This is a genomic window from Sanguibacter sp. 25GB23B1 (genome assembly GCF_040012415.1).
Lineage (GTDB): Bacteria > Actinomycetota > Actinomycetes > Actinomycetales > Cellulomonadaceae > Sanguibacter.
On record NZ_JBDYKL010000003.1, the window covers coordinates 109,259 to 130,594 of the forward strand.

Below are 21,336 nucleotides of genomic sequence, written 5' to 3' on the forward strand. Positions count from 1 at the left end.
CGTCGAGGGATGACCGACGCCACCGCAGCGCCCCTCGTCCTCGTCCTGCACGGAGCCACCGGAGACCTCGCCCGACGCATGGTCCTGCCCGCGATCTACACGCTCGCGAGCGGCGACTTCCTCCCTGAACGGTTCACACTCGTCGGGACGGGCGCCGAGGACGTCGGCGTCGAGGCGTTCCGGGAGCGGGTCGTCTCCTCGCTCACCGAGTTCGGCGGCGTGACGTCGGCCGAGGACCCCGGCGTCCTCGCCTTCCTCGAGCACCTCTCCTTCGCCGGCCCGGTCACGACCGAGGACGCCGGCACCCTGCCCACCCGGATCGACGAGGCGACGGGCGGCGAACCCGCCAGCGTCGTCCACTACCTCGCCGTCCCGCCGCTCGCGTTCGACCCCATCACCCGCGCGCTCGACGCCCACGGCCTGGCCGACGGCATCCGGGTCGTCTACGAGAAGCCGTACGGGACGTCACCGGAGACCTTCGAGGAGCTCGACCGCGTCGTCCACGACGTCTTCTCCGAGGAGCAGGTCTACCGGATCGACCACTTCCTCGCGAAGGAAGCGACCCAGAACCTGTACGTCGTGCGGTTCGCCAACGAGCTGTTCGGCGGCATGTGGAACCGCAACCACGTCGCCCAGGTCCAGATCGACGTGCCCGAAGAGCTCGACGTCGCCCAGCGCGCCACCTTCTACGACGCGACCGGCGCCGCCCTCGACATGCTCGTGACCCACCTCTTCCAGGTGGCAGCCGAGATCGGCATGGAGCCGCCCTACGCGCTCGACGCAGCCGGCCTCGCGAAGTCGCGCGAGCGCGTCCTCGCCGACTTCCGCCCGCTCGACCCCGAGAAGGACCTCGTCTTCGGCCAGTTCGACGGGTACCAGGACATCGATGCGGTCGCCGACGGTTCTACGACCGACACGTACGTCGCCGCGCGGCTCTGGATCGACAACGACCGGTGGTCCGGCGTCCCGTTCGTGCTGCGGACCGGCAAGCGCATGGCCGCGTCGGGCCAGCGCGTGACCCTCGTCCTGCGGTCCGACCGCGAGATGCAGTTCGGCGCAGCGGCACCCGGCGACCCCGAGGTGAGCCCGGCCACCGCGCACCTGCGCTGCAACACGATCAGCGTGTCGCTCGAGGGCTCGGGCTCCATCTCGCTGCGGACCACCGTCAAGCGGCCCGGCCACGAGCTCGTCCTCGCGAACGGCACCGCCCAGCTCGACCTCGCGAGCGTCGACCCCGGCCAGTCCGTCCCGCCGTACGCCGCACTCCTCTACGACGTGGTCCGCGGGGACCGCTCGCTCTTCCCGACCGCGGAGAACCTGCGGCAGGCGTGGCGCGCCTTCGCCCCCGTCCTGGACGCCCAGGCGGCCGGGACCGTCCCCGTGCACCGGTACGCCCCGGGCACGTGGGGGCCCAGCGAGGCGGACGCGCTCACCCACCCGTACGCCTGGCAGATCGAGCCGCACCCGGACGACGCCCACGCCGCTCCCGACCGACCGGACGGCGTGGAGACCGACGGCGCCTGACGTTCCGCCCGGCGCGTCCCAGCATCCGGACGGCGCGGAACATCCGGAAGCCTCCCGACGCTTGCCTCGTCATGCCTACCTCTTCATCGCAGTCGAAGCCGATCCCCCTGGGGTTCGTGCTCCTGCTCTCCGCGCTCGTCGCGGTCGGTCCGCTGACGATCGATCTCTACCTCGCCGCGTTCCCCGAGATCACCCGTGACCTCTCGACGACGGAGCCGCGCGTCCAGCTCACGCTCACGGCGACGCTCGCCGGCCTCGCGCTCGGCCAGCTGCTCATCGGCTCCGCGTCGGACGCCATCGGGCGCCGTCGGCCGCTGCTCGCCGCTCTCGCGCTGTACGTCGTGGTCTCGGCGGCGATCGTCCTGGTCGACGGGATCGTGCTCCTCACGGTCCTGCGGTTCGCGCAAGGTCTCAGCGCTGCGGCGGGGATGGTCCTGTCGATGGCGATCGTCCGGGACAACTACTCCGGGTTCCGCGTGGGCAAGGTCATCGCGCGCCTCATGCTCGTCGTCGGGGTCGCGCCGATCCTCGCGCCGACGATCGGGTCGCAGCTCCTGCGCCTCGGGTCGTGGCGTCTGATGTTCGCCGTGCTCGCCGGTCTCGGCCTCGTCCTCCTCGTCATCGCGTACTTCCGCCTGCAGGAGTCGCTGCCGGTGGAGCGTCGGCGCTCCGGCGGCGGGGCTGCCGCGCTGCGCTCGTACGCAGGGCTGCTGCGCGACTGGCCGTTCCTCGGCGTCGCGCTGCTCAGCGGCTTCTACATGGCCGCGATGTTCACGTACGTGTCGGCGTCGTCGTTCGTCTTCCAGGACGGTTTCGGGCTGAGCGCACAGGAGTTCGGGTACGTCTTCGGTGCAGGTGCGATCGCGGTGACGGCCGGCAGCCAGATCAACGGCGCGCTCGTCGGGCGGGTCTCTCCGCAGCGCATCCTCGCCGTCGCGATCCCCGCCGGCTTCGTCCTCTCGGGCGCGCTCCTGGTCACAGCGGTCCTCTCCGCGGGGTCGGAGAGCGGCGGTTTCTGGCCGCTCATCGTCCTGCTCGTGCTCACGCTGTCGACGGCGGGCTTCGTCATGCCGGCGGCCCCGGCGATCGCTCTCGAGCACAACGGGCACCGCGCGGGCTCGGCGGCTGCTCTGCTCGGGGCGTTCCAGTTCGGCATCGGTGCGGGCATCGCGCCGGTGACCGGACTGCTCGGCGGGGACCCGGCGACGACGATGGCGGCCGTGATGTTCGGGGTCATCACGATCTCGGGCGTCCTGTTCCTCCTCGTGGGGCGCAGCGAGCGCCGGGCGTCAGCCCGCGCGAACGGTGAGGGTGCTGGAGCCGTCGGGGAGGCGGCGGACGGAGATGCCGTCGTGGATGGTCTGCTTGAGGGTGTCCACGTGGGACACCACACCGACGACGCGCCCACCGGCGCGCAGCCCGCCGAGCACGTGCAGCACGGAGTCGAGCGTCTCGGGGTCAAGTGACCCGAAGCCCTCGTCGACGAACAACGTCCCGAGGTCGACCCCGCCGGCCTCGGCCATGACGACGTCGGCCATGCCGAGCGCGAGGCAGAGCGAGACGTAGAACGTCTCCCCGCCGGACAAGGACGAGGCGAGGCGGGGTGCGCCGGTCTGGTGGTCGAGGACGCGGAGCGCGAGGCCGACCTTGTGCCCCTTGCCGGTCTCCTTGTCGTCGCTGCGCTCGAGCTCGTAGCGGCCGTCGGACATGATGGCGATGCGCTCGTTGGCCGCGGCGACGACGTCCTCGAAGCGGCGCATGAGGACGAACGTGGCGAGGGTGAGCCGCTTCGCGTTGTCGGACGAGGTGCCGGTCGCGAGGTTCGCCATCCGCAGCACGGGTTCTGCGCCGGCCGCAACCTGCTCGAGCGTGTCCGCTGCGGACGCGATGCTCTCGGCGGCATCGGCGGCGGAGCGAGCGCGGCTCTCGGCGAGGGTGGCTTCGCTCGCGGCGCGGCGCGCGACGGACTCGGCCTCGACGACGACGGCGCGGGCCGCGTCGACGTCGACGCGGACGTCGTCCGGGAGGCTCGTGACGTCCGGGGCGGCGAGGCCGTCACGGACACGGTCGCGGGCCGAGCGGTAGGCCGTCACCGCGGACTCGAGCTGCTCCACGTCGCGCGCGGACAGCACGGCGGCGTGGACCTCGTCGAGGTCGGCGAAGCCCTGCTCCGCCATGACCCGCTGGCGCTCCGTCCCTCGCTGGGCGTGCGCCCGTACGGCTGTCCCGGCGTCGGAGCGCGCTGCACGGAGGGCGTCGATCACGGCGACCCGACGATCGAGGTCGGCGACCACGGCCGCGACGGACACGCGGTCCTCGTCGGCGTCGGAAGGGTCGGCGGTGCCACTGAGGTCGGCAGGGCCGCTGAGGTCGGAGACCGCCTCGGACACCTCGGCCTCGTCGGCGGCCAGGCCCGCGCGGTCGTGGTCGGCGCGCGCCGCTCCGGCGGAGATCTCGGTGAGGAGCTCGCTGTGCTCCTCGGTGAGGCGTGCGGTCGCCGCGTCGTGATCGGCGAGCGCCCGCTCCGCGGCGGGCAGAGCCGCCCCGGCGTCCTGCGCCTCGACGACGGCGAGCCGAGCGCGGTCGAGGTCTGCCGCGGCGGTCTCGGGGTCGGCGTCGCCTGCTGCCTCGACGGCGCCCGCGAGGCGTTCGGTGATCTGGGCGACGCGGAGGTCCGCGTCCGCGAGACGCTTCTCGGCGTCGCGCCGCACGGCCTCGGCCGCATCGACCTGGTCCTGGGTCACGTGGTCCGCGCGCAGCGGTGCAGGCTCGGGATGCTCGCGGCCGCCGCAGACGGGGCACGGGTCGTCGTCGCCGAGCGTCGCAGCGATCTCGCCTGCCATGCCGGCGATCCGCCGCAACCGCAGCGCTGCCTCGTCCTCGCAGGCGTCGCGGGCGACCGATCCTGCGTGCGCGAGGGAGGTGCGCGCCTCGCCGAGGGTCGCCTGGAGCGCGGTGACCTGGTCGAGAGTCCGGACCACGACCTCAGCACGACCCACTGCACCGGTGCGCGCGCTCAGCTCGGCTGCCTCGGTCCGCAGGGCGTCCCGGCGGGATTCGAGCCGGTGCCTCTCGGCCGGTCGGAGCGCGAGGGCGTCGGCCCGTCGCGCCGCGTCCTCGCGCAGGCGAGCGAGAGCGTCGGTCGCGGCCACGAGGGCTTCTCGACGGGCCGGCAGCCCGGCCTCGATGCCGACGAGGCGGGCGAGGGACGCCGAGCGCCGTGCTGACTCGTCGCGACGCCGTCCTAGGTCCTCGTCCGAGGGCGCACCGTCGGCCGTGGCCGTCTCCGGCAGTCCGAGCACGGGAGCCGCCTCGAGGAGAGCGGTGCGGAGCGCACCGAGCGCCTCGGCGGCCTCGGCCTCCGCGTGCTGCTCGCCGACGACGAGCGGCTGCACCACGGACGCACGGCGCGCGGCGTCGAGGGCACGTGTCTGCTGCGCGACGACGGGCTCCTGCTCGCTGAGGGCCGCCTCCTCGGCACGGAGCCGGGCGCGGCGCGCCAGCGCGTCGGCGAGCGACCGTGCGTCGTCCAGCGACGTCCGTGCGGTGGCCAGCGCGCCACCCGCGGCATCGTCGGCGAGCCGGAGCGCACCGACGGTCGCCTCGAGACCCGCGACGTGCTCGGCCGCCAGCTTGTACGCGTGCTCCGGGCGGGCTTCCCGCAGCGCCTCGCCGTCGGCTGCGTCGAGCCCGGCGACGTCGAGGAAACGCTCCACGGTGCCGGCCGCGCGGGCGCGGGCGGCGTCGATGTCTCGCTGGGCGTCGACCCGCATGGTGGCGAGCTGGGCCTGGGCGCGCTCGTAGATCTCGGTGCCGAAGACCTTCTGGAGCAGCCCTCGACGGTCTTCGGGGTTGGCCTTGAGGAAGTTGGCGAACTCGCCCTGCGGGAGCACGATCGTCTGGACGAACTGGGTGCGGTCGAGCCCGATGATCCGTTGCAGCTCGAGACCGGCCTCGTCGAGCCGGGAGCTGACGAGCTCGCCGACGTCACCGGGCTCACCGAGCTGCGCGCCGGGCTCGATCGCGTCGGCGGGCAGGCGCCACAACCGGATCCCGGCCTGCTGCTTCGTCGTGCCGTCACCGCGCTTCTTGCGGCGCATCCGCTCGGGGGTGCGCACCACGCGGAAGACGCCGGCGCCGGTCTCGAAGGTCAGGTCGACGAAGGAGTCGACCTCGTCCGGTGCGTACGCCGACCGCAGCCGGTCGTCGCTCGACGACGCGGAGGCGACCTTGCCGTAGAGCGCGAAGACGACCGCGTCGATGAGCGTCGACTTGCCCGCGCCGGTGGGGCCCTCGAGGAGGAAGATCCCCGACGCGGCCAGGGACGCGAAGTCGACGACGTGCTCGCCGGCGAACGGTCCGATCGCCTGGAGGCGCAGCTGGTGGAGGTACATCAGGCGCTCCGCTCGGCGGCGGCGGCGCGCTCGAACGCGGTCCGGAGCACGGTGATCTCTGCCGGGTCGGGCTCGTCCCCGGTGATGTGCTCGACGAAGCCGCTCGCGACGTCGACCGGGTCGCTCGCGGCGGTGACCGCGAGGCTGAGGGTCTGTCGGGGCTCGCGCGACTCCGGGCGGTGCTGCATGACGAGGGCGTGCGGGAAGCGCTCCTTGAGCCGGGAGTTCATCTCGCGCGGGCGCGCGGTGTCGGTGACGACGACGCGCACCCAGTCGTCCCGGGACGCCTCGCCTGCAGGGCCGAGAAGCTCCTCGAGGGTGCCGACCACCTCGCTGAGCCGCCGTGGGACCGGGGCGAGGTGGAGCTCCGGCTCGCCGACGACTCCCGACGATCCGTCGCCCTGACCGCTGCCGACCTCGACGAGGACGGTCGACTTCGTGTGGCGCATCTCGGAGAACGAGTACGCGAGAGGCGAGCCCGAGTACCGGCCGACCGTCCCGGCTGGGAAGGGGACGCTCTGCGGTCCGTGGAGGTGCCCGAGGGCGACGTAGTCGACACCGGCGAAGACGCCGGCGGGCACGTTGTCGACGCCACCCACCCGGATGTCGCGCTCGGACTCGGAGGCTTCGCCGCCCACGACGAAGGCGTGCGCCATGACGACCGACCGGAGCGGACCACCTGCCGCGCTCTCGCGCCGTGCCAGGTCAGCGCGCACACGGCGCATCGCGGCCCCCATGACGGCCTCGTGCGAGCGGCCGAGCGGCTCGGGGGCGTCGTCCCGGAGCGCTGTGCGCGCCACGTCGGGGTCGAGATAGGGCAGGGCGTAGACGAGGACGGGCGAGCCGCCCTGCGGGTCGGGGAGCTCGATGGGCCGTCCCACGTCGGCGACCTTCGCGCGCAGGTGGATGCCGGGCTGCATGACGTCGGCGCCGAAGCCGAGGCGGACGGCGGAGTCGTGGTTGCCCGGGGTGATGACGACCTGGGCGTGCTCGGCGAGCCGTGCCACCGTCTGGGACAGGAGCGTGACGGCCTCGACGGGTGGGATCGCGCGGTCGTACACGTCACCGGAGACGACGACGGCGCCGACCCCCTCGGAGCGGGTCAGCTCGACGAGGTGGTCGAGGTAGGCGGCCTGGTGCTCGACGAGGTCGACACCGTGGAGCGTTCGCCCGAGGTGCCAGTCGGAGGTGTGCAGGATCCGCATGCTGCGACGGTATCCGCCGCCACCGACATGTCTGCCGGTCACACGCCGGTCACGCGCCGGTGGTGACCGACTCCTGCGAGCCGGACCGTTCGATGGTGAAGCGGTCGCCCATGCCGAGCATCTCGAGCAGGTCGAGGAGGTTCTCCGGGGGGTCGAGGAGGACGAGCCCGAGGGAGCTCTCCTCGCACACCTTGTAGACCTGGACGAGGAACGCGAGGCCCGAGGAGTCGATGAAGGTCACGGCCCCTGTGTCGAGGACGACGGGCTGGTCCTGGCTCACGAGGAAGACCATCGCTGCGCTCGCCTGCTCCCGCAGCGCAGCGTCGATGTCGCCGCGGAGGGCGATCACCGTCTCGCCCGCGCGGGCAGAGCAGTCGATCCCGTTCGCGTCGCCGCGGTCGGTGGGGAGGGAGCTCATCGTCTTCTTCCTGTGCTGCCATGTGCTGGCGTGTGCTGGCGCTGCACTGCGTCGTGCAGGCGGTCCGGGCGCGCCGGGAGGGCGCGCAGCGGCCGTCGGGCCGCGAAGGATTGTCGCCCGACGATAACCGTCCGCCGCGGAGACTTCCAGCCGGAGGGCCGTCCGGCAGCGGGTGGGAGACCTCGTCGCCACGCTCCGAGGGTGACCTCCAGGGTGAGATCTGCTGGACTTCCAGGGGTTTCCCAGATTTCCGTTGCAGAATTGTTACATGACGTCAAAGACGACTCAGATCGCAGCAGCCGGCCTCCTCGCCCTGGCCATGCCCTGGGCCCAGGCCGGGCCTGCGACCGCCACCTCGATGGATCGGCAGTCCACCTTGTCTCCCGTCCTCAGCCAGACGGAGGTCGTCGACCAGGACATCCTCGTCGCCACCACGAGCACCACGTCATTGCCCGACGACCTCGCCGCCGTGGTCCGAGACGCCGTCGCCTCCGCCGAGGCCGCGACCGCCGACGCCCGCACCGCGCTCTCCCAGGCGAGCAGCCCGGACAGCCACACCCGCTGGAACGCCGAGGTCGCCCTCCAGGACGCACGCACGGCGCTCGACGCCGCCTCCGCCGAGCTCCGCTCCGTCACCGCGCTCGTCGACGGGATCGACACGGCCACGACCGCTGCGCTGACCGCGCTCCAGAACGACATCGACCTCCTGCGCGGCACCGGCTCGTCCGACGCACCTGCGTGACCGGCCTGCGCGGCCAGAGCACCCGATCAGCGCAGCGCGAGGACCTTGCCGCGCCACGTCCGGCGCAACCACCTGTCGTGCGAGGCCGCGACCACCGTCCCGGGAGCGGAGCCGATCGCCTCACCGAGCTCCTCCGCGAGCGCGAGCGAGATGTGGTTGGTCGGCTCGTCGAGCAGCAGCACCTCGGGCGCCTGGGCGACGAGCATGCCGAGCACCACACGCCGTCGCTGCCCGGTGCTCAGCTCGCGCAACGGTCGGTCCATGTCCTTGCCCTCGACGAGCCCGAAGCCCTCGAGGGCCTTCGCTGCGCCGAGCAGGTCGAAGAGCTGGCGCGGGGAGCGGACGTCGTCCTGGAGATAGACGTCCTGCTCGAGCAGGGCCACGCGGACGCCCGGTGCGGTCCGCACCGAGCCGCGGGCAGGGACGATGTCGCCGGCGAGGACGTGCAGGAGCGTCGACTTGCCTGACCCGTTGGCGCCCGTGACGAGGAGCTTGGTGCCGGCGGCGACGTCGAGCCGGTCGAGGGTCAGGCGCCCTGGGACGGTCACGTCGCGCACCGAGAGGACCTTGCCCTTGGCGGCTGCGACGGCGAGGCCCTGCGGGCTCGGGGCGAAGGTCAGCGGGAGGGGCGGACGGCGGACCTGCGCGCGCTCGAGGACCTCGTAGCGCTGCTGGGCGTTGCGCACCCGGCGCGAGACGCTCGACTCGACGCGGCCCCCGTGAGCGTCGAAGCTCATCTTGTTGCGGTCGCGCATCGGCCGGTCGTGGCCGACGGCGCGTGCGGTCGTCGCCACGGCGCGGCGCAGGTCCGCGAGCTCGATCTGCTCCTCGTCGTAGCGGCGCTGCCACTCGGCGCGCTCCTTCTTCTTCGCGACCCGGTAGTCGCGGTACGCGCCGTGGTGGAGCGTGCCGGACTCCCCGGTCGGCGAGGGGTCGAGGTCGAAGATCTCGGTGCAGACGTCGTCGAGGAAGTCACGGTCGTGGCTCGCGAGGACCACGACGCCCGGCATGGCCCGCACCGCCGCGGCGAGGAAGCCGGCGGCCTCGTCGTCGAGGTGGTTGGTGGGCTCGTCGAGCAGGAGCGCGGCCGGCTGGCGGACGAGGAGCGCAGCCAGGCCGAGGCGGGTGCGCTCACCACCGGACATCTGGCCGACGGTGCGCCCCCGGACGTGCTCGATCCCCAGGCCGGCGAGCGTCACCTCGGCACGCCGGTCGGCGTCCCAGACCTCGGCGGCCTCGGCGCGCGCGAGGGCGCGGGTGTACGTCGCGGTCGCCGTCGCGCGCCGGTCGTCCGCGACGTCCGACCCGGCGTCGGCGTCGGCGTCGGCGTCGGCGTCGGCGTCGAGCGCTGCGAGCGCCTCGCTCGCAGCGAGGACCTGCGCCTCGAGCGCGCGGACCTCGGCCAGGGCGTCAGCGACGACCTGCTCGACGGTCGCCGACGGACCGTACGGCGTCTCCTGGTGGAGGAACCCGAGGTCGTCGGGACGCCGGACGGTACCGGAGTCCTGGTCGTCGAGCCCAGCGAGGATCCGGAGCAGGGTCGACTTGCCGGCCCCGTTCTCGCCGACGACACCGACCCGGTGGCCGGGCGCGACGGTGAGGGACACGGCGTCGAGCACGGCGCGTCCGTCGAAGTAGCGGGTGAGGGACTCCGCAGCGAGCGGGTCAGGTCCGACGAGGAGGTCGTCGGCCACAGGGACGAGCAGGGGAAGGACAGGGCGTGCGTGGGTCATGGTGCTCCAACCGTCGAGGGGGCCGCAGGCGATGGGCCCTCACCTCGAGTCGAACGGACAGGTCCGGGGCGCGATCAGATCCACATGCGTCCAGTGTGGACCACGGGCCCGGCCCCACGCACAACGTTTTCCGGATCCACACGCCCCGGACGCCCCGAGCGGGTGAGAGACACGGTGCCGTCGGCCAGAATGGAGCCATGCCCCTCCACGCACCGTCACCTCACGCACCGTCACCTCAGGGACCGTCGTCGCGCAGGACGCGCGCGCGGGTCGCGGCCGTCGGGATCGCCGCCCTCCTCGCTCTGACGGCGTGCTCGGACGCCACCGAGGACGCCATCACCGCGGACCTCCAGCAGCTGGCGGACGACGCCCGGGCCCAGGTCGACGCGATCGCCGCCGACGCCCAGTCGCTCACGGACCAGCTCGGCACCCTTCCGGCAGAGGTCCGGACGCGGGCCGAGGACGCCGCCGCTGCGGCGAAGGACGGCTCGGCGAAGGCCCAGGCCGCCCTCGAGGACGCCGGCGTGACCGGTGAGAACGCCGACCAGGCGGCAGCCGACGCGCGGGCCGCGCTCGACGACGCAGGCGCCCAGCTCGCCTCGCTCGAGGAGACGCTCGACGCAGCGACCCCACCCGACGTCATCGCCTCGATCGACGCCCTGCAGGCCGATGTCGACGCCCTCAAGCAGAAGCTCGTCGACGCGTCCTGAGCACCGCCCCGGGTGAGTGACGGGCGCCTCCCTCAGGAGTGCGTCCGTCCGTCCGATAGGAGGTCTGGACGCGCCTCGGAACCGCCGCGGCTCCGCAGACCCCTAGGACTCGAACGTGACGACAGTCGACAACACCCTCGCCGCTGCCCTCCTCATCGACGGTGCCCTGGCCGTCGCGCTCGTCGACTACGACAGCGGCATGTCCCTCGGCCAGGCCGGCTCCGGCATCGACCTCGACGTCGCCGCCGCGGGCAACACCGACGTGGTGCGCGCCAAGCTCCGCACGATGCAGCGCCTCAACCTGCAGGAGGCGATCGAGGACATCCTCATCACGCTCTCGACGCAGATCCACCTCATCCGCCTCATCCAGAGCCCGTCGGGCAAGGGCCTCTTCCTCTACCTCGTCCTCGACAAGGGTCGCGCGAACCTCGCGATGGCTCGTCGCCAGCTCCTCAACCTCGAGCGCGAGCTCGAGATCTGACACGACCGAGGAGCACCGCCGCCGGCACCCGCACGGGTGCCTGCACCCGCGTCAGCGCACGACGCCCAGGTCGGAGAGGTCCCATGCTCGTCAAGCACCACGCCATGAACGTCGCGAAGACCCTCCGGAGGGACATCCCGGGGATCCGTCGCGTGCTCGTGGCGCGCACGGACGGTCTGTCGTTCCACGACGACGCCCCTGAGGCGGACGAAGGGCCGGCAGCGGTCGCGACGGCGACGGTCCTCGCCGTCGGGAACCAGGCGTCCGGTGCGTTCACCCTCGGTCCTCTGCAGGTCGCGACCGTGCGCGGGCCCGACGGGTGCGTCGTCGTCTACCCCATCGACGCCCGCCACCTGCTCGGCGTCCTCACCGAGCCGAACGTCAACCTCGTGCTGCTCGACCGCATCGCGCAACGCCTCGCCGCCGAGCTCGCCGAGGCCGAGAGCGGACCGAGCAACGCGCTGTACCCCTAGGCGAGCGCTGCATCCCTGGGCGAGCGCCGCATCCCTGGGCGAGCGCTGCGCGCAGCACCGTCGCAGGTCGATCTCAGGTCGATCTCAGGTCGATGTCCTCACGCAGGGTCGGTGACGTCTGCCACCCGGGCGTCGAGGAACGCGACGAGCGCGTCGCCGTCGACGCTCGCGCTCACCCCGTGGGCGCCGGCCCCGATCGAGACCGGCCCGCCCAGCACCCGCTCGTCGGCGACGACGGGCCAGGGGCTCAGCGACCCGAACGGTGTGATGGTGCCCCGCTCGTACCCGGTGACGTCGCGTGCGACGGTCGCGTCGGGCATCGACAGCCGCTGGACGCCCAGCAGCGTGCGGAGCTTGGGCCACGAGATGCTCCGGTCGCCCGGGACGAGGACGAAGAGGTAGTCGTCGTCGGCCCTGCGCACCACGAGCGTCTTGACGATGCCCGACGGGCTCACGCCACGTGCTGCCGCAGCCTCCGCCAGGGAGCCCACCGGGCCGTGGCGCGCGATCGTGTAGGTCAGCCCGGACGCCTCGAGAGCGCCGAGGGCGCGTTCCTCACTCATGTGCCGAGCATCGCACGGCGCCGTCGCGCCGGCGCACGCGGCGGCGATGGGCAGTGCTCCCCATTGAAGAACGTCACCCGACCCGGCACCCTCTGGAGCGGTGACACCACGTGTCCCCGGGGGCATCCGAGCAGGTCACGCCACGATCCCCGTCCGGCACGAGGAGAACAGGTCCATGGGCGAGTTCGTCGTAGACATCACCGGGCTCGACACGTTCGGGAAGGAGCTCGCCACCTTCTCGGACACGTTGTCCGGCCAGTCCGAGACCTTCACGTGGCCGAAGCCCAGCACCGGCAGGTGGGCCGGGCCCCACACCGCGCTGGCCAGCTCCACGGCCATGACGACGCCGTTCCAGGACCACGTGAGCGCTCTCGTGAGCACCCTCGTCACGGAGCTCGCCTCCCACGCGACGTTCGTCAGCGAGTGCGTCACGGCGTACAACTCGTCCGACACCTCCGCGACCGTGACGTTCACGCCCCCGGCCCCCACGGTGCCGGGCACGCCCCCGGAGCAGTGCTTCGCGTGACGACCACGGACAGCACCGAGCCGTACTTCGTCGGCCACGCACCCGACACCTCGACGTACCCCACCCACGTGAGCGACGTCGTGGAGGGCAACCCGCCCGCGCTGCGGGCGGCCGCGCTGCGCTACTCCGACACGGCCGCCGCCCTCGAGACGCTCGCGAGCGACGTCCGAGCCGCAGCCAACCGCTCCCGTGACGTGTGGGACGGCGACACGGCACCGGTCGCGCGGGCGGCGGTCCGCGACACGAGCGCGCGCATCCACGCGCTCGTCCAGCCGCTCCGCGACGTCGCCACCGCGCACACCACGCTCGCGGACAAGCTGGAGATCTATCAGGGACGCGTCGAGGACTACTGGCACTCGGCCTCGACGAACCACCTCCCGCAGTACTCCGGGGCGCAGTGGATGAGCGGCGCCGAGGAGAAGAACATCCGCGACAAGCCCTTCGTCACGGGTGATCCGGACGGCACGCTCCAGCAGGACGTCGAGGACGTCACGTGGCTGAGGGCCGAGATCGAGGCGATCAAGAGGTCTGCCGCAGGAGGACGACGCGACTTCTACGCGGCGCTCATCAGCGCGCAGGCCGCGTGCGACGTCGTCGACCCGACGTGGGCCCTCGTCGACGGGCCACCCACGCCGGCGGAGCCGCCGGTCATGCCCGACCCGACGGTCACGTCGCCGAGCGTCCCCGTGCCGTCCGCGCCCCAGCCGGTCGACGGTGCCCGAGACGGCGGAACCGGTGGTGGCGGCGGTGGCGGTGGTAGGCCGGGAGCGCCGAGCGTTCCCTCGATCCCCCCGCTCGAGGTCGGTGACGTCCCGGAGATCGGCGACCTCGCACCAGGGGCCTCCGGCGAGGCCACGGTGGACGGTTCCGTCGAGGGGGCCACGGTCGACGGGCCCTCCGGCCACGCAGTCCCCGACGTCGCACCGATCGATTCCCCCGCTGTCGCGCCGGATGCACCGGACGTGACCTCGCCCGTCCCCGACCCCGCCTGGGCGGCCGAGCAGGTGGCCGTGCGTGACGCGCTGGGTGCGGCACCGTGGACCATCCGGGACGACGCCGGCTGGTCGGCCCTCGTGCGCGCGGACGCCGGGCTCCAGGCTGACCTCGCGGCACGCAACGCCGAGGTCGCGGCCGAGGCCGTCCGTCGGTTCCTCGAGACGGGAGCCACCGACGGGACGTTCGACGTCGTCTCGGGCGAGCCCGCGCTCCTCGACGCCGGCGACGTCTCGGCACCGACCGTGACGTCCTCTGCGTCGCTCTCCGACCGGCTGGGGGTGCTGCCACCTGCGGGCGCCGACCCGGTGGGTGCCGGCGACGGGACGTCGGGCATGCTCCGCCACCACGGCTCGACCACGGTCAGCCGGCTGGACGACGGAACCTTCTCGGTGACCCTCGACGTCGCCTACGAGTGGTCGGACCAGATCGCGCAGGACGCGACGTTCGCGCTCGGCTCGTGGCAGGACGGGGCAGCCGGGATCCTCACCGGTGGTGACGCCCCCTACGAGCTCGACCTCGGGTGGACCGAGGCCGCGACCGTCGCTCTCGACGCCCAGGGCGCACCCCTCGAGACGGCGACGCCGGACCCGCGCTGATACCTTGAGGGCAGAAATCGACTCCGGAGGATCCCCCATGCGTCACCTCTTTGCCTTTGCCATGATCGCCGTGTTCGTCCTCGGCCTGTACGTCATGGGCGTGGCCAACCAGTACACGGGTGCGGAGGCGTACGTCTTCGTCGGCGGCATGCTCCTCTCGACCCTCGCGTTCCTCATCCCCATCCAGATGGTCAAGGACTGACGCGCACGGGTCACAGCCCGGGAGCCGTGGGGAGCCTTCCCACCGGAGAAATGCGTTGCGTCGGCTGGGAGAATAGTTCGTTGTGAGCACGGCTGACGAGAACCAACAGGACGACGTGAACCGTCAGGGCACGGATCCCGAGCGCGCCCGCGCCGAGCAGCCCGGCACGGAACCCTCAGGCACCGAGCGCTCAGGCACCGAGCGTCGGCAGCCTCGCCGGAACCGTCGCGGCGGCTCTCGTAGCGGCTCACGTGGCGGCGCGCAGCGCACGCAGGCTCCCCAACCCACCGCGGCTCCGGCCGGCGGCGCGAGGGCGCCTCGGACGTCCGGCGGTGGCGTCCGCGTCCCCCGCGTGAACCCTGCCCGGCTCGCTCGGGCGGCCGAGGCCCGCGCGGCCGTCGTCGTGCCGCCGATCACGTATCCCGAGCAGCTGCCCGTCTCGGCGCGTCGGGAGGACATCGCGGCCGCGATCCGCGACCACCAGGTGGTCATCGTCGCGGGCGAGACCGGTTCCGGGAAGACGACCCAGATCCCCAAGATCGCGCTCGAGCTCGGCCGCGGGCGGGCCGGTCAGATCGGCCACACCCAGCCGCGCCGCATCGCGGCACGCACCGTCGCGGAGCGCATCGCCGAGGAGGTGGGGACGACTCTCGGCGAGATCGTCGGGTACCAGGTCCGGTTCACGGACACCTCGTCGGAGGACACGCTCGTCAAGGTCATGACCGACGGCATCCTCCTCGCGCAGATCCAGCGCGACCCGCAGCTCCTCGCCTACGACACGCTCATCATCGACGAGGCGCACGAGCGCTCCCTGAACATCGACTTCATCCTCGGGTACCTCACGCGGCTGCTGCCGCAGCGCCCCGACCTCAAGGTGATCATCACGTCGGCGACGATCGACTCGGAGCGGTTCGCGCGGCACTTCGCCCCGGGCGGGCCGGTTCCCGCTCCCGGGGAGGGTGAGGAGCTGCCCGCCGTCCCGCTCGCCCCGGTCATCGAGGTCACCGGCCGCACGTTCCCGGTGGAGGTCCGCTACCGGCCGCTCACACCGGAGGACGCGAAGAAGGGCGAGGAGCGCGACCTCATGACCGCGGTCTGCGAGGCGGTCGACGAGCTGAGCGCCGCGGGTCCGGGGGACCTCCTCGTGTTCTTCTCCGGTGAGCGCGAGATCCACGACGCGGCCGACGCCCTCGCCGGCCACTTCGGCGCGCGGGTGAGCGACCCGCGCCGGCCGGACCACATCGAGGTCATGCCGCTGTACTCCCGGCTGTCCGCGGCCGAGCAGCACCGGGTGTTCCAGTCCCACCCCGGCCGGCGCGTGGTGCTCTCGACGAACGTCGCCGAGACGTCCCTCACCGTGCCCGGCATCCGCTACGTCATCGACCCCGGGACCGCCCGCATCTCGCGGTACTCCAAGGCGACCAAGGTGCAGCGGCTGCCGATCGAGCCCGTGTCGCAGGCGAGCGCGAACCAGCGCTCCGGGCGCTGCGGCCGCGTGGCCGACGGCATCGCGATCCGCCTGTACTCCGAGGAGGACTTCGAGTCCCGCCCCGAGTTCACCGAGCCCGAGATCCTCCGGACGTCCCTCGCATCGGTGCTGCTCCAGATGATCTCGGTGGGCGTGGTGCGCACGCCCGACGACGTGGCACGGTTCCCGTTCGTCGAGCCTCCCGACACCCGTGCCATCCGCGACGGGGTCCAGCTCCTCACCGAGCTCGGCGCGCTCGAGACGCACGCGCCCGACCGGCGGGGCCCCGAGGCGCGGGCGTCGGACGCCGCGAGCCTCGACGGTTCGCTCGGCAAGGGTGGCGGCACGCGCCTCACCGACGTCGGGCGTGCGCTCGCCCAGCTGCCGATGGACCCGCGGCTGGCGCGGATGATCGTCGAGGGCGGCCGTCGTGGTTCCGCCCGCGAGGTGATGATCGTCGCGGCCGCGCTGTCCATCCAGGACCCACGTGAGCGGCCTGCCGACTTCCGGCCGCAGGCCGACCAGTCGCACGCGCGCTTCACCGACCGCACCTCCGACTTCCTCTCCTACCTCAACCTCTGGGAGTACGTCCGGGCCCAGCAACGGGACATGGGTTCGTCAGCATTCCGGCGCATGTGCAAGGCGGAGTACATCAACTTCCTGCGCGTGCGGGAGTGGCAGGACGTCGTGGCGCAGCTGCGCGAGATGGCCAAGCCGCTCGGGATCGTCGTCAACCCGCCCAGCACCCACTCCGAGAGCGCGGACGACGACCTGCGCCTCACGTGGGACACGGACACCATCCACCGGTCCCTGCTCTCCGGGCTGCTCTCGCAGATCGGCATGCAGGAGGCCACCGAGGTCAAGGCGTCGACCGCCAAGGGCAAAGAGAGCGCGAGCGACCGTCGGGCGAAGAAGTTCGCACGCAACGAGTACCTCGGGGCGCGTGGTGCGCGGTTCGCGATCTTCCCCGGCTCGGGCCTCGCGAAGAAGCCGCCGGCCTGGATCATGGCGGGCGAGCTCGTCGAGACCTCACGGCTGTGGGCGCGGGACGTCGCGCGCATCCAGCCCGAGTGGGCCGAGGACCTCGCGTCGCACCTCGTCAAGCGGACGTACTCCGAGCCGCACTGGTCGACGAAGCAGGGCGCCGCCCAGGCGATCGAGAAGGTGCTGCTCTACGGCGTCCCGATCGTCACCGACCGCAAGGTCCTCTACTCCAAGGTCAACCCCGAGATCGCCCGCGAGCTGTTCGTCCGGCACGCGCTCGTGCAGGGCGAGTGGACCACGCATCACGCCTTCTTCGCGGAGAACCGGCGCCTGCTCGACGAGGCCGCAGAGCTCGAGGCCCGCTCCCGCCAGCGCGGCCTCATGGTCGACGACGACGCCCTCTTCGCGTTCTACGACGAGCGGGTCCCGGAGTCGGTCGTCTCCGCGCGGCACTTCGACCAGTGGTGGAAGGGCGCCCGACGCGACGACCCCGAGCTGCTCACGTTCACGCGCGAGCTGCTCGTGCCCGAGGGGTCCACGTCCGTCTCCGCGGAGGACTTCCCGCACGAGTGGGTGCAGGGCGACCTCACGCTGCCCCTGACCTACCAGTTCCAGCCGGGGACCGAGGCCGACGGCGTCACCGTCCACATCCCCATCTCGGTGCTCAACCGCGTGGTCCCCGACGGCTTCGACTGGATGGTTCCCGGGCTCCTCGCCGAGCTCACCGTCGCGGCGATCAAGTCGCTCCCCAAGCCGGTGCGCGTCCAGCTCGTCCCGGCGCCCGACGTCGCCCGCAGCGTCGTCGCGTGGCTCCAGGAGCACTGCCCGCAGTGGGGCGACATCACGCGGGCCGGCGACATGGCCGAGTCCTTCGAGAGCGCCTTCTCCCGCGCCGTCCGTGCTCTGCGCGACGTCGACATCCCCGCCGACGCCTGGGACCGCGAGCGGCTGCCCGCCCACCTGCGCATGACGTTCCGTGTCTTCGAGGAGCGCGGCTCCGGGTCGACGCGCAGCCAGGTGGTGCTCGACGAGAGCAAGGATCTCGTCGCGCTGCAGCGTCGCCTCGCGGCGCAGTCCCAGGACGCGGTCCGCTCCGCGGTGAAGAGCGCGGTCGGCACCGCGCTCCGCGAGGCCCAGGCGGCGGCCGGAGCAGCCGCCCGGTCTGCCGCTGCGGGGTCTGCCGCTGGTCAGGCTGCGGGCGCTGAGCTCGGCGCTTCGGGTCGAGACCGGCAGTCCGGACTGCCGACGCCGCCTCAGAGTGCCGAACCCAGCGGGGGCTCAGGGGGCTCCGTCGCCGAGGTCGTCGGGTTGAGCACCTGGCCCAGCACACTGCCCGACGGGGTCATGCCCGCGCAGGTCGAGACCCCCGGGCCGGGCGGGCTCGTCGTGCGGGGGTACCCGGCGCTCGTCGAGGAGCGTGCCGGCGCGTCGTGGACCGTTGCTCTGCGGGTCCTCGCCGACGCGTCGCGGCAGGCCGGCGAGCACGAGCGGGGCGTCAGGCGCCTCGTCCTCGGGGAGACCGCGCTGCAGCAGGCGCGGATCACGTCCCGGTGGTCGAGCAGCCAGTCGCTCACCCTCGCCGCCAGCCCCTACAAGAACACGGCTGCACTCGTGGCGGACCTCCAGCTCGCGGCCGTCCGGATCCTCACCCCGGAGGCCGCCCTCGTCCGAGACGCTGCCGCGTACGCCGCAGCCGTCAAGAGCGTGAAGGGACGGATCGAGGACCAGGTCCACACGGTCGTCGGGCACGTCGTCGCGGTCCTCACCGCCGCCCGGACGCTCGACTCCGAGATCCGCAGCGGCAACAGCCTCGCGCTCCTCAACACGCTCGCCGACATCCGCGACCACGTCGGAGGCCTCGTCTACGACGGCTTCGTCGCCGCGACCCCCGGGCACCGGCTGCCGCACCTCACCCGGTACGTGCGCGCCGCGTCGTACCGGCTGGAGAAGGCGATGACCAACCCGAACCGCGACGCCGAGCTCGCGTGGCGGGTGCACGACGTCGAGGAGGCGTACGCCAAGGCGCGCGCCGCCTCCGTGGCCGGCTCGCCCGACCCCGCCCGCGCGGCCGAGCTCGCCGAGGTGCGCTGGATGATCGAGGAGTTCCGCGTGTCGCTCTTCGCGCAGCAGCTCGGCACCGACGGGCCCGTCAGCGAGAAACGCATCCGCAAGATCCTCGGCGTCTGACGCGGTCAAGGACGCTGAGCCACGCTGGAGCCGGGGCGGCCTCGACCGGGCGGAGCGTCGGTCCCTCCTGCGACGATGGCGGTATGGCATTCGAGCGGTACCCCGTGCGCCGGCTGGAGGAGTCCCCCGTCGCTCCGCTCGACCGGCGGTCCTGGCCCGGCACGCTCGCGCCGGTCGCCCAGCTCCTCGACCACGGACTCGACCTCGGTCCGGTCACCGTGCTCGTCGGCGAGAACGGCTCGGGGAAGTCGACGCTCGTCGAGGCGGTCGCGCACGCCTACGGCATGTCACCCGAGGGAGGCTCGACCGGAGCACGATACTCCACACGGGCGACGGAGTCGGGGCTCGGAGAGCACCTGCGCCTGGTCCGCCACCCCGGGGCGTCGCGGCGCGGCTACTTCCTGCGCGCGGAGACGATGCACGGCTTCTTCACGTACCTCGAGTCGAACCCGACGTGGGGCAACCCCGAGGCTCCCTTCCACGAGATGTCCCACGGGGAGTCGTTCCTCGAGCTCATCGTCGACCGCTTCAAGAAGTCCGGCCTGTGGGTGCTCGACGAGCCCGAGTCAGCCCTCTCGTTCGCCGGGTGCCTGTCGCTGCTCAGCGTGCTCAAGGCGCTCGTCGCGGAGGGCGACTCCCAGGTGGTCCTCTCGACGCACTCGCCGCTCCTCGCCGCGATGCCGGGCGCGACGATCTACGAGCTCGGCGACTGGGGGCTGCGCCGGCGCGAGTGGGCGGACCTCGACCTCGTGTCGAGCTGGCAGCGCTTCCTCGCCGCTCCCGAGCAGTACCTGCGGCACCTGTGAACCTCAGGCCGCGCTAGCCGCACGCCCAGTCGAAGACGTCCGACTCGAGGTCCAGCTGCGCGCTCCCGCCACCGAAGTTCAGCCCTGGGAGCTCGTCGAGCTCGAGGTAGAACGGCGTGAGGCCGTGGGGCAGGCTCTGCACGGGAAAGCTCGTCCCGCCGAGGTGACAGGGCGCGAGCTGCGCCGCCCAGGGGTGGAGGTTGAAGTCGCTCGTGTACGGCGACGCGTACTCGGGGGTCCGCGCGGCGGCCATCGGGTCGACAGGCGCTGCGCCGGCGTTCGGGTCTGGCCGCTCGAGCAGCCAGACCGCGCACGTCGGAGCGTCGGTGTCCCACGCGTTCGGCCCTTCGTCCTCGGCGATGTGCTCTCCGGGACGACGGGAGTCCGGCGGCGGCGCGACGGGGCCCGCCCCGACCTCGTCGTCGGTCAGCCAGAGGAGGGCGAACTGTCCATCGATGATGTCGGTGCGCCGCGCCAGGTGGGGGTGGTCCGTCGCGGCACGGACGTCGGACTCGAAGGGATCGGGGCTCGGAGCCGGGGTGCGCGCCTCGGCGAACTGACCCTCGCCCTGGAAGAACGCGACGGAGGTCAGGTGCGCACCGCGGCGCCGGTACTCCGCGGGGAGCCGGAGCGTGAGGGCGTGGAACATGGGTAGGCCCGTCTGCGTCCCGCGCGGCCAGGTCGCGGGAGCGATACCGGGACCGGCGCTGCCGATCCAGCCGTCGGGCGGCGTGGCCGGCTTCTCTCGCGTGGCCGTGCGTCCCGGGAAGGTCGCCAGACCGGTACCGCTCTCGAACCACAGGTCGTAGGCCCTCATCGCTGTCCCCTCACCGTGCCGACGTCTGGTCACGGTCACGCCAGGCGCGCCACGCGCCCGTCGACCAGAGCGCCCACACCACGAGCAGCGGCTGGAAGAAGAGGCGCACCGTGCGGGCGAGGTCGGAGTCGAGGCCGAACGCGTCGGTGCGCGTGACGAGCTGCGAGATGTTGCCCGGGAAGATGATGACGAAGAACGCGGCGACCATCCAGCCGACGTGGACCCGGTGCTTGCGGGCGAGCAGGAGCGCGGCACCGAAGCTCAGCTCGACGGCGCCCGAGACGTAGACGACGGAGTCGCGGGCCGGGAACCACGGTGGCACCTGGGCGAGGAACTCGTCCGTGTTCTGCAGGTGGCCCACGCCGGCGGTGAGCAGAGCCGCCGCGAGGCCCCACCGGCCGAGGGTCCGCGCGGTGGACTGAGGCGCTGTCGGGTGCGGGGGCGTGGACGCAGGGGGACGCGGTTCGGTCGTCATCTGAAAAAACCTAGCACCGCGCGAAGGATCTGCACC

General features: G+C 72.7%; 17 protein-coding genes and 1 pseudogene. 11 read left to right on the plus strand and 7 right to left on the minus strand.

Annotated elements, in window-relative coordinates:
• Positions 1-9: 9 nt before the first annotated feature.
• The gene (locus ABKW26_RS03030; RefSeq protein ID WP_348590950.1) at positions 10-1,524 is read left to right on the plus strand and encodes a glucose-6-phosphate dehydrogenase; all 1,515 of its coding nucleotides are present in this window, start codon (positions 10-12) and stop codon (positions 1,522-1,524) included.
• A gap of 71 nt (positions 1,525-1,595) precedes the next feature.
• A complete protein-coding gene (locus tag ABKW26_RS03035; RefSeq protein WP_348590951.1) occupies positions 1,596-2,990 on the plus strand; it encodes a multidrug effflux MFS transporter in 1,395 nt (464 codons plus the stop codon).
• An 18-nt stretch (positions 2,991-3,008) separates the two neighbouring features.
• Here ABKW26_RS03035 and ABKW26_RS03040 read toward each other — a convergent pair.
• The 3 genes and pseudogenes from ABKW26_RS03040 to ABKW26_RS03050 form a co-directional block, all read right to left on the minus strand.
• A pseudogene (locus ABKW26_RS03040) lies at positions 3,009-5,918 on the minus strand (AAA family ATPase); the annotation flags it as partial.
• Complete coding sequence (locus ABKW26_RS03045; protein WP_348590952.1) at positions 5,918-7,123, minus strand: exonuclease SbcCD subunit D; 1,206 nt, start codon at positions 7,121-7,123, stop codon at positions 5,918-5,920. The gene ABKW26_RS03045 and the pseudogene ABKW26_RS03040, both read right to left, overlap by 1 nt.
• Positions 7,124-7,172: 49 nt before the next feature.
• Positions 7,173-7,541: an STAS domain-containing protein gene (locus ABKW26_RS03050; RefSeq protein WP_348590953.1), complete on the minus strand. Its 369-nt coding sequence runs from the start codon at positions 7,539-7,541 to the stop codon at positions 7,173-7,175.
• 268 nt (positions 7,542-7,809) lie between these two features.
• Between ABKW26_RS03050 and ABKW26_RS03055 the strand changes: the two genes are divergently transcribed.
• Complete coding sequence (locus ABKW26_RS03055) at positions 7,810-8,283, plus strand: hypothetical protein (RefSeq protein WP_348590954.1); 474 nt, start codon at positions 7,810-7,812, stop codon at positions 8,281-8,283.
• 26 nt (positions 8,284-8,309) lie between these two features.
• Here ABKW26_RS03055 and ABKW26_RS03060 read toward each other — a convergent pair whose 3' ends face one another.
• Entirely contained in the window at positions 8,310-10,016 is a 1,707-nt protein-coding gene (locus tag ABKW26_RS03060; RefSeq protein ID WP_348590955.1) for an ABC-F family ATP-binding cassette domain-containing protein, read from the minus strand.
• 197 nt (positions 10,017-10,213) lie between these two features.
• Here ABKW26_RS03060 and ABKW26_RS03065 point away from each other — a divergent pair, with 197 nt between their 5' ends.
• From ABKW26_RS03065 to ABKW26_RS03075, 3 genes are all read left to right on the plus strand, one after another.
• Positions 10,214-10,726: a hypothetical protein gene (locus ABKW26_RS03065; RefSeq protein ID WP_348590956.1), complete on the plus strand. Its 513-nt coding sequence runs from the start codon at positions 10,214-10,216 to the stop codon at positions 10,724-10,726.
• A 115-nt stretch (positions 10,727-10,841) separates the two neighbouring features.
• Positions 10,842-11,207, plus strand: a complete 366-nt coding sequence (locus tag ABKW26_RS03070; protein WP_348590957.1) for a hypothetical protein — start codon at positions 10,842-10,844, stop codon at positions 11,205-11,207.
• 83 nt (positions 11,208-11,290) lie between these two features.
• Positions 11,291-11,680, plus strand: a complete 390-nt coding sequence (locus tag ABKW26_RS03075; RefSeq protein ID WP_348590958.1) for a roadblock/LC7 domain-containing protein — start codon at positions 11,291-11,293, stop codon at positions 11,678-11,680.
• A gap of 98 nt (positions 11,681-11,778) precedes the next feature.
• On the opposite strand, the gene ABKW26_RS03080 is transcribed toward ABKW26_RS03075, so the two are convergent.
• Positions 11,779-12,243 carry a YbaK/EbsC family protein gene (locus ABKW26_RS03080; RefSeq protein WP_348590959.1) on the minus strand — a complete coding sequence of 155 codons (465 nt, stop codon included), beginning with the start codon at positions 12,241-12,243 and terminating at the stop codon, positions 11,779-11,781.
• Between the two features lie 175 nt (positions 12,244-12,418).
• Here ABKW26_RS03080 and ABKW26_RS03085 point away from each other — a divergent pair, with 175 nt between their 5' ends.
• The 5 genes from ABKW26_RS03085 (at position 12,419) to ABKW26_RS03105 (ending at position 20,008) form a co-directional block, all read left to right on the plus strand.
• On the plus strand, positions 12,419-12,769 hold the full coding sequence (locus tag ABKW26_RS03085) for a hypothetical protein (RefSeq protein WP_348590960.1): 351 nt from the start codon (positions 12,419-12,421) through the stop codon (positions 12,767-12,769).
• Positions 12,766-14,361, plus strand: a complete 1,596-nt coding sequence (locus ABKW26_RS03090) for a hypothetical protein (protein ID WP_348590962.1) — start codon at positions 12,766-12,768, stop codon at positions 14,359-14,361. The genes ABKW26_RS03085 and ABKW26_RS03090 overlap by 4 nt, the downstream gene beginning before the upstream one ends.
• A gap of 37 nt (positions 14,362-14,398) precedes the next feature.
• On the plus strand, positions 14,399-14,563 hold the full coding sequence (locus ABKW26_RS03095) for a hypothetical protein (protein ID WP_348590964.1): 165 nt from the start codon (positions 14,399-14,401) through the stop codon (positions 14,561-14,563).
• A 352-nt stretch (positions 14,564-14,915) separates the two neighbouring features.
• Positions 14,916-19,202 carry an ATP-dependent RNA helicase HrpA gene (gene hrpA, locus ABKW26_RS03100; RefSeq protein WP_348591088.1) on the plus strand — a complete coding sequence of 1,429 codons (4,287 nt, stop codon included), beginning with the start codon at positions 14,916-14,918 and terminating at the stop codon, positions 19,200-19,202.
• Between the two features lie 83 nt (positions 19,203-19,285).
• A complete protein-coding gene (locus ABKW26_RS03105) occupies positions 19,286-20,008 on the plus strand; it encodes an ATP-binding cassette domain-containing protein (protein ID WP_348590965.1) in 723 nt (240 codons plus the stop codon).
• A 13-nt stretch (positions 20,009-20,021) separates the two neighbouring features.
• Here ABKW26_RS03105 and ABKW26_RS03110 read toward each other — a convergent pair whose 3' ends face one another.
• Both ABKW26_RS03110 and ABKW26_RS03115 read right to left on the minus strand, forming a co-directional pair.
• A complete protein-coding gene (locus tag ABKW26_RS03110; RefSeq protein ID WP_348590966.1) occupies positions 20,022-20,825 on the minus strand; it encodes a hypothetical protein in 804 nt (267 codons plus the stop codon).
• Between the two features lie 10 nt (positions 20,826-20,835).
• A complete protein-coding gene (locus tag ABKW26_RS03115; protein WP_348590967.1) occupies positions 20,836-21,300 on the minus strand; it encodes a hypothetical protein in 465 nt (154 codons plus the stop codon).
• Positions 21,301-21,336: the final 36 nt, after the last annotated feature.

Excerpts from the sequence above, each read along its gene's own strand:
- ABKW26_RS03030 (WP_348590950.1), top strand. The coding sequence starts at position 10 with ATGACCGACGCCACCGCAGCGCCCCTCGTCCTCGTCCTGCACGGAGCC.
- ABKW26_RS03035 (WP_348590951.1), top strand. The coding sequence starts at position 1,596 with ATGCCTACCTCTTCATCGCAGTCGAAGCCGATCCCCCTGGGGTTCGTG.
- ABKW26_RS03045 (WP_348590952.1), bottom strand. The coding sequence starts at position 7,123 with ATGCGGATCCTGCACACCTCCGACTGGCACCTCGGGCGAACGCTCCAC.
- ABKW26_RS03050 (WP_348590953.1), bottom strand. The coding sequence starts at position 7,541 with ATGAGCTCCCTCCCCACCGACCGCGGCGACGCGAACGGGATCGACTGC.
- ABKW26_RS03055 (WP_348590954.1), top strand. The coding sequence starts at position 7,810 with ATGACGTCAAAGACGACTCAGATCGCAGCAGCCGGCCTCCTCGCCCTG.
- ABKW26_RS03060 (WP_348590955.1), bottom strand. The coding sequence starts at position 10,016 with ATGACCCACGCACGCCCTGTCCTTCCCCTGCTCGTCCCTGTGGCCGAC.
- ABKW26_RS03065 (WP_348590956.1), top strand. The coding sequence starts at position 10,214 with ATGCCCCTCCACGCACCGTCACCTCACGCACCGTCACCTCAGGGACCG.
- ABKW26_RS03075 (WP_348590958.1), top strand. The coding sequence starts at position 11,291 with ATGCTCGTCAAGCACCACGCCATGAACGTCGCGAAGACCCTCCGGAGG.
- ABKW26_RS03080 (WP_348590959.1), bottom strand. The coding sequence starts at position 12,243 with ATGAGTGAGGAACGCGCCCTCGGCGCTCTCGAGGCGTCCGGGCTGACC.
- ABKW26_RS03085 (WP_348590960.1), top strand. The coding sequence starts at position 12,419 with ATGGGCGAGTTCGTCGTAGACATCACCGGGCTCGACACGTTCGGGAAG.
- ABKW26_RS03095 (WP_348590964.1), top strand. The coding sequence starts at position 14,399 with ATGCGTCACCTCTTTGCCTTTGCCATGATCGCCGTGTTCGTCCTCGGC.
- ABKW26_RS03105 (WP_348590965.1), top strand. The coding sequence starts at position 19,286 with ATGGCATTCGAGCGGTACCCCGTGCGCCGGCTGGAGGAGTCCCCCGTC.
- ABKW26_RS03110 (WP_348590966.1), bottom strand. The coding sequence starts at position 20,825 with ATGAGGGCCTACGACCTGTGGTTCGAGAGCGGTACCGGTCTGGCGACC.
- ABKW26_RS03115 (WP_348590967.1), bottom strand. The coding sequence starts at position 21,300 with ATGACGACCGAACCGCGTCCCCCTGCGTCCACGCCCCCGCACCCGACA.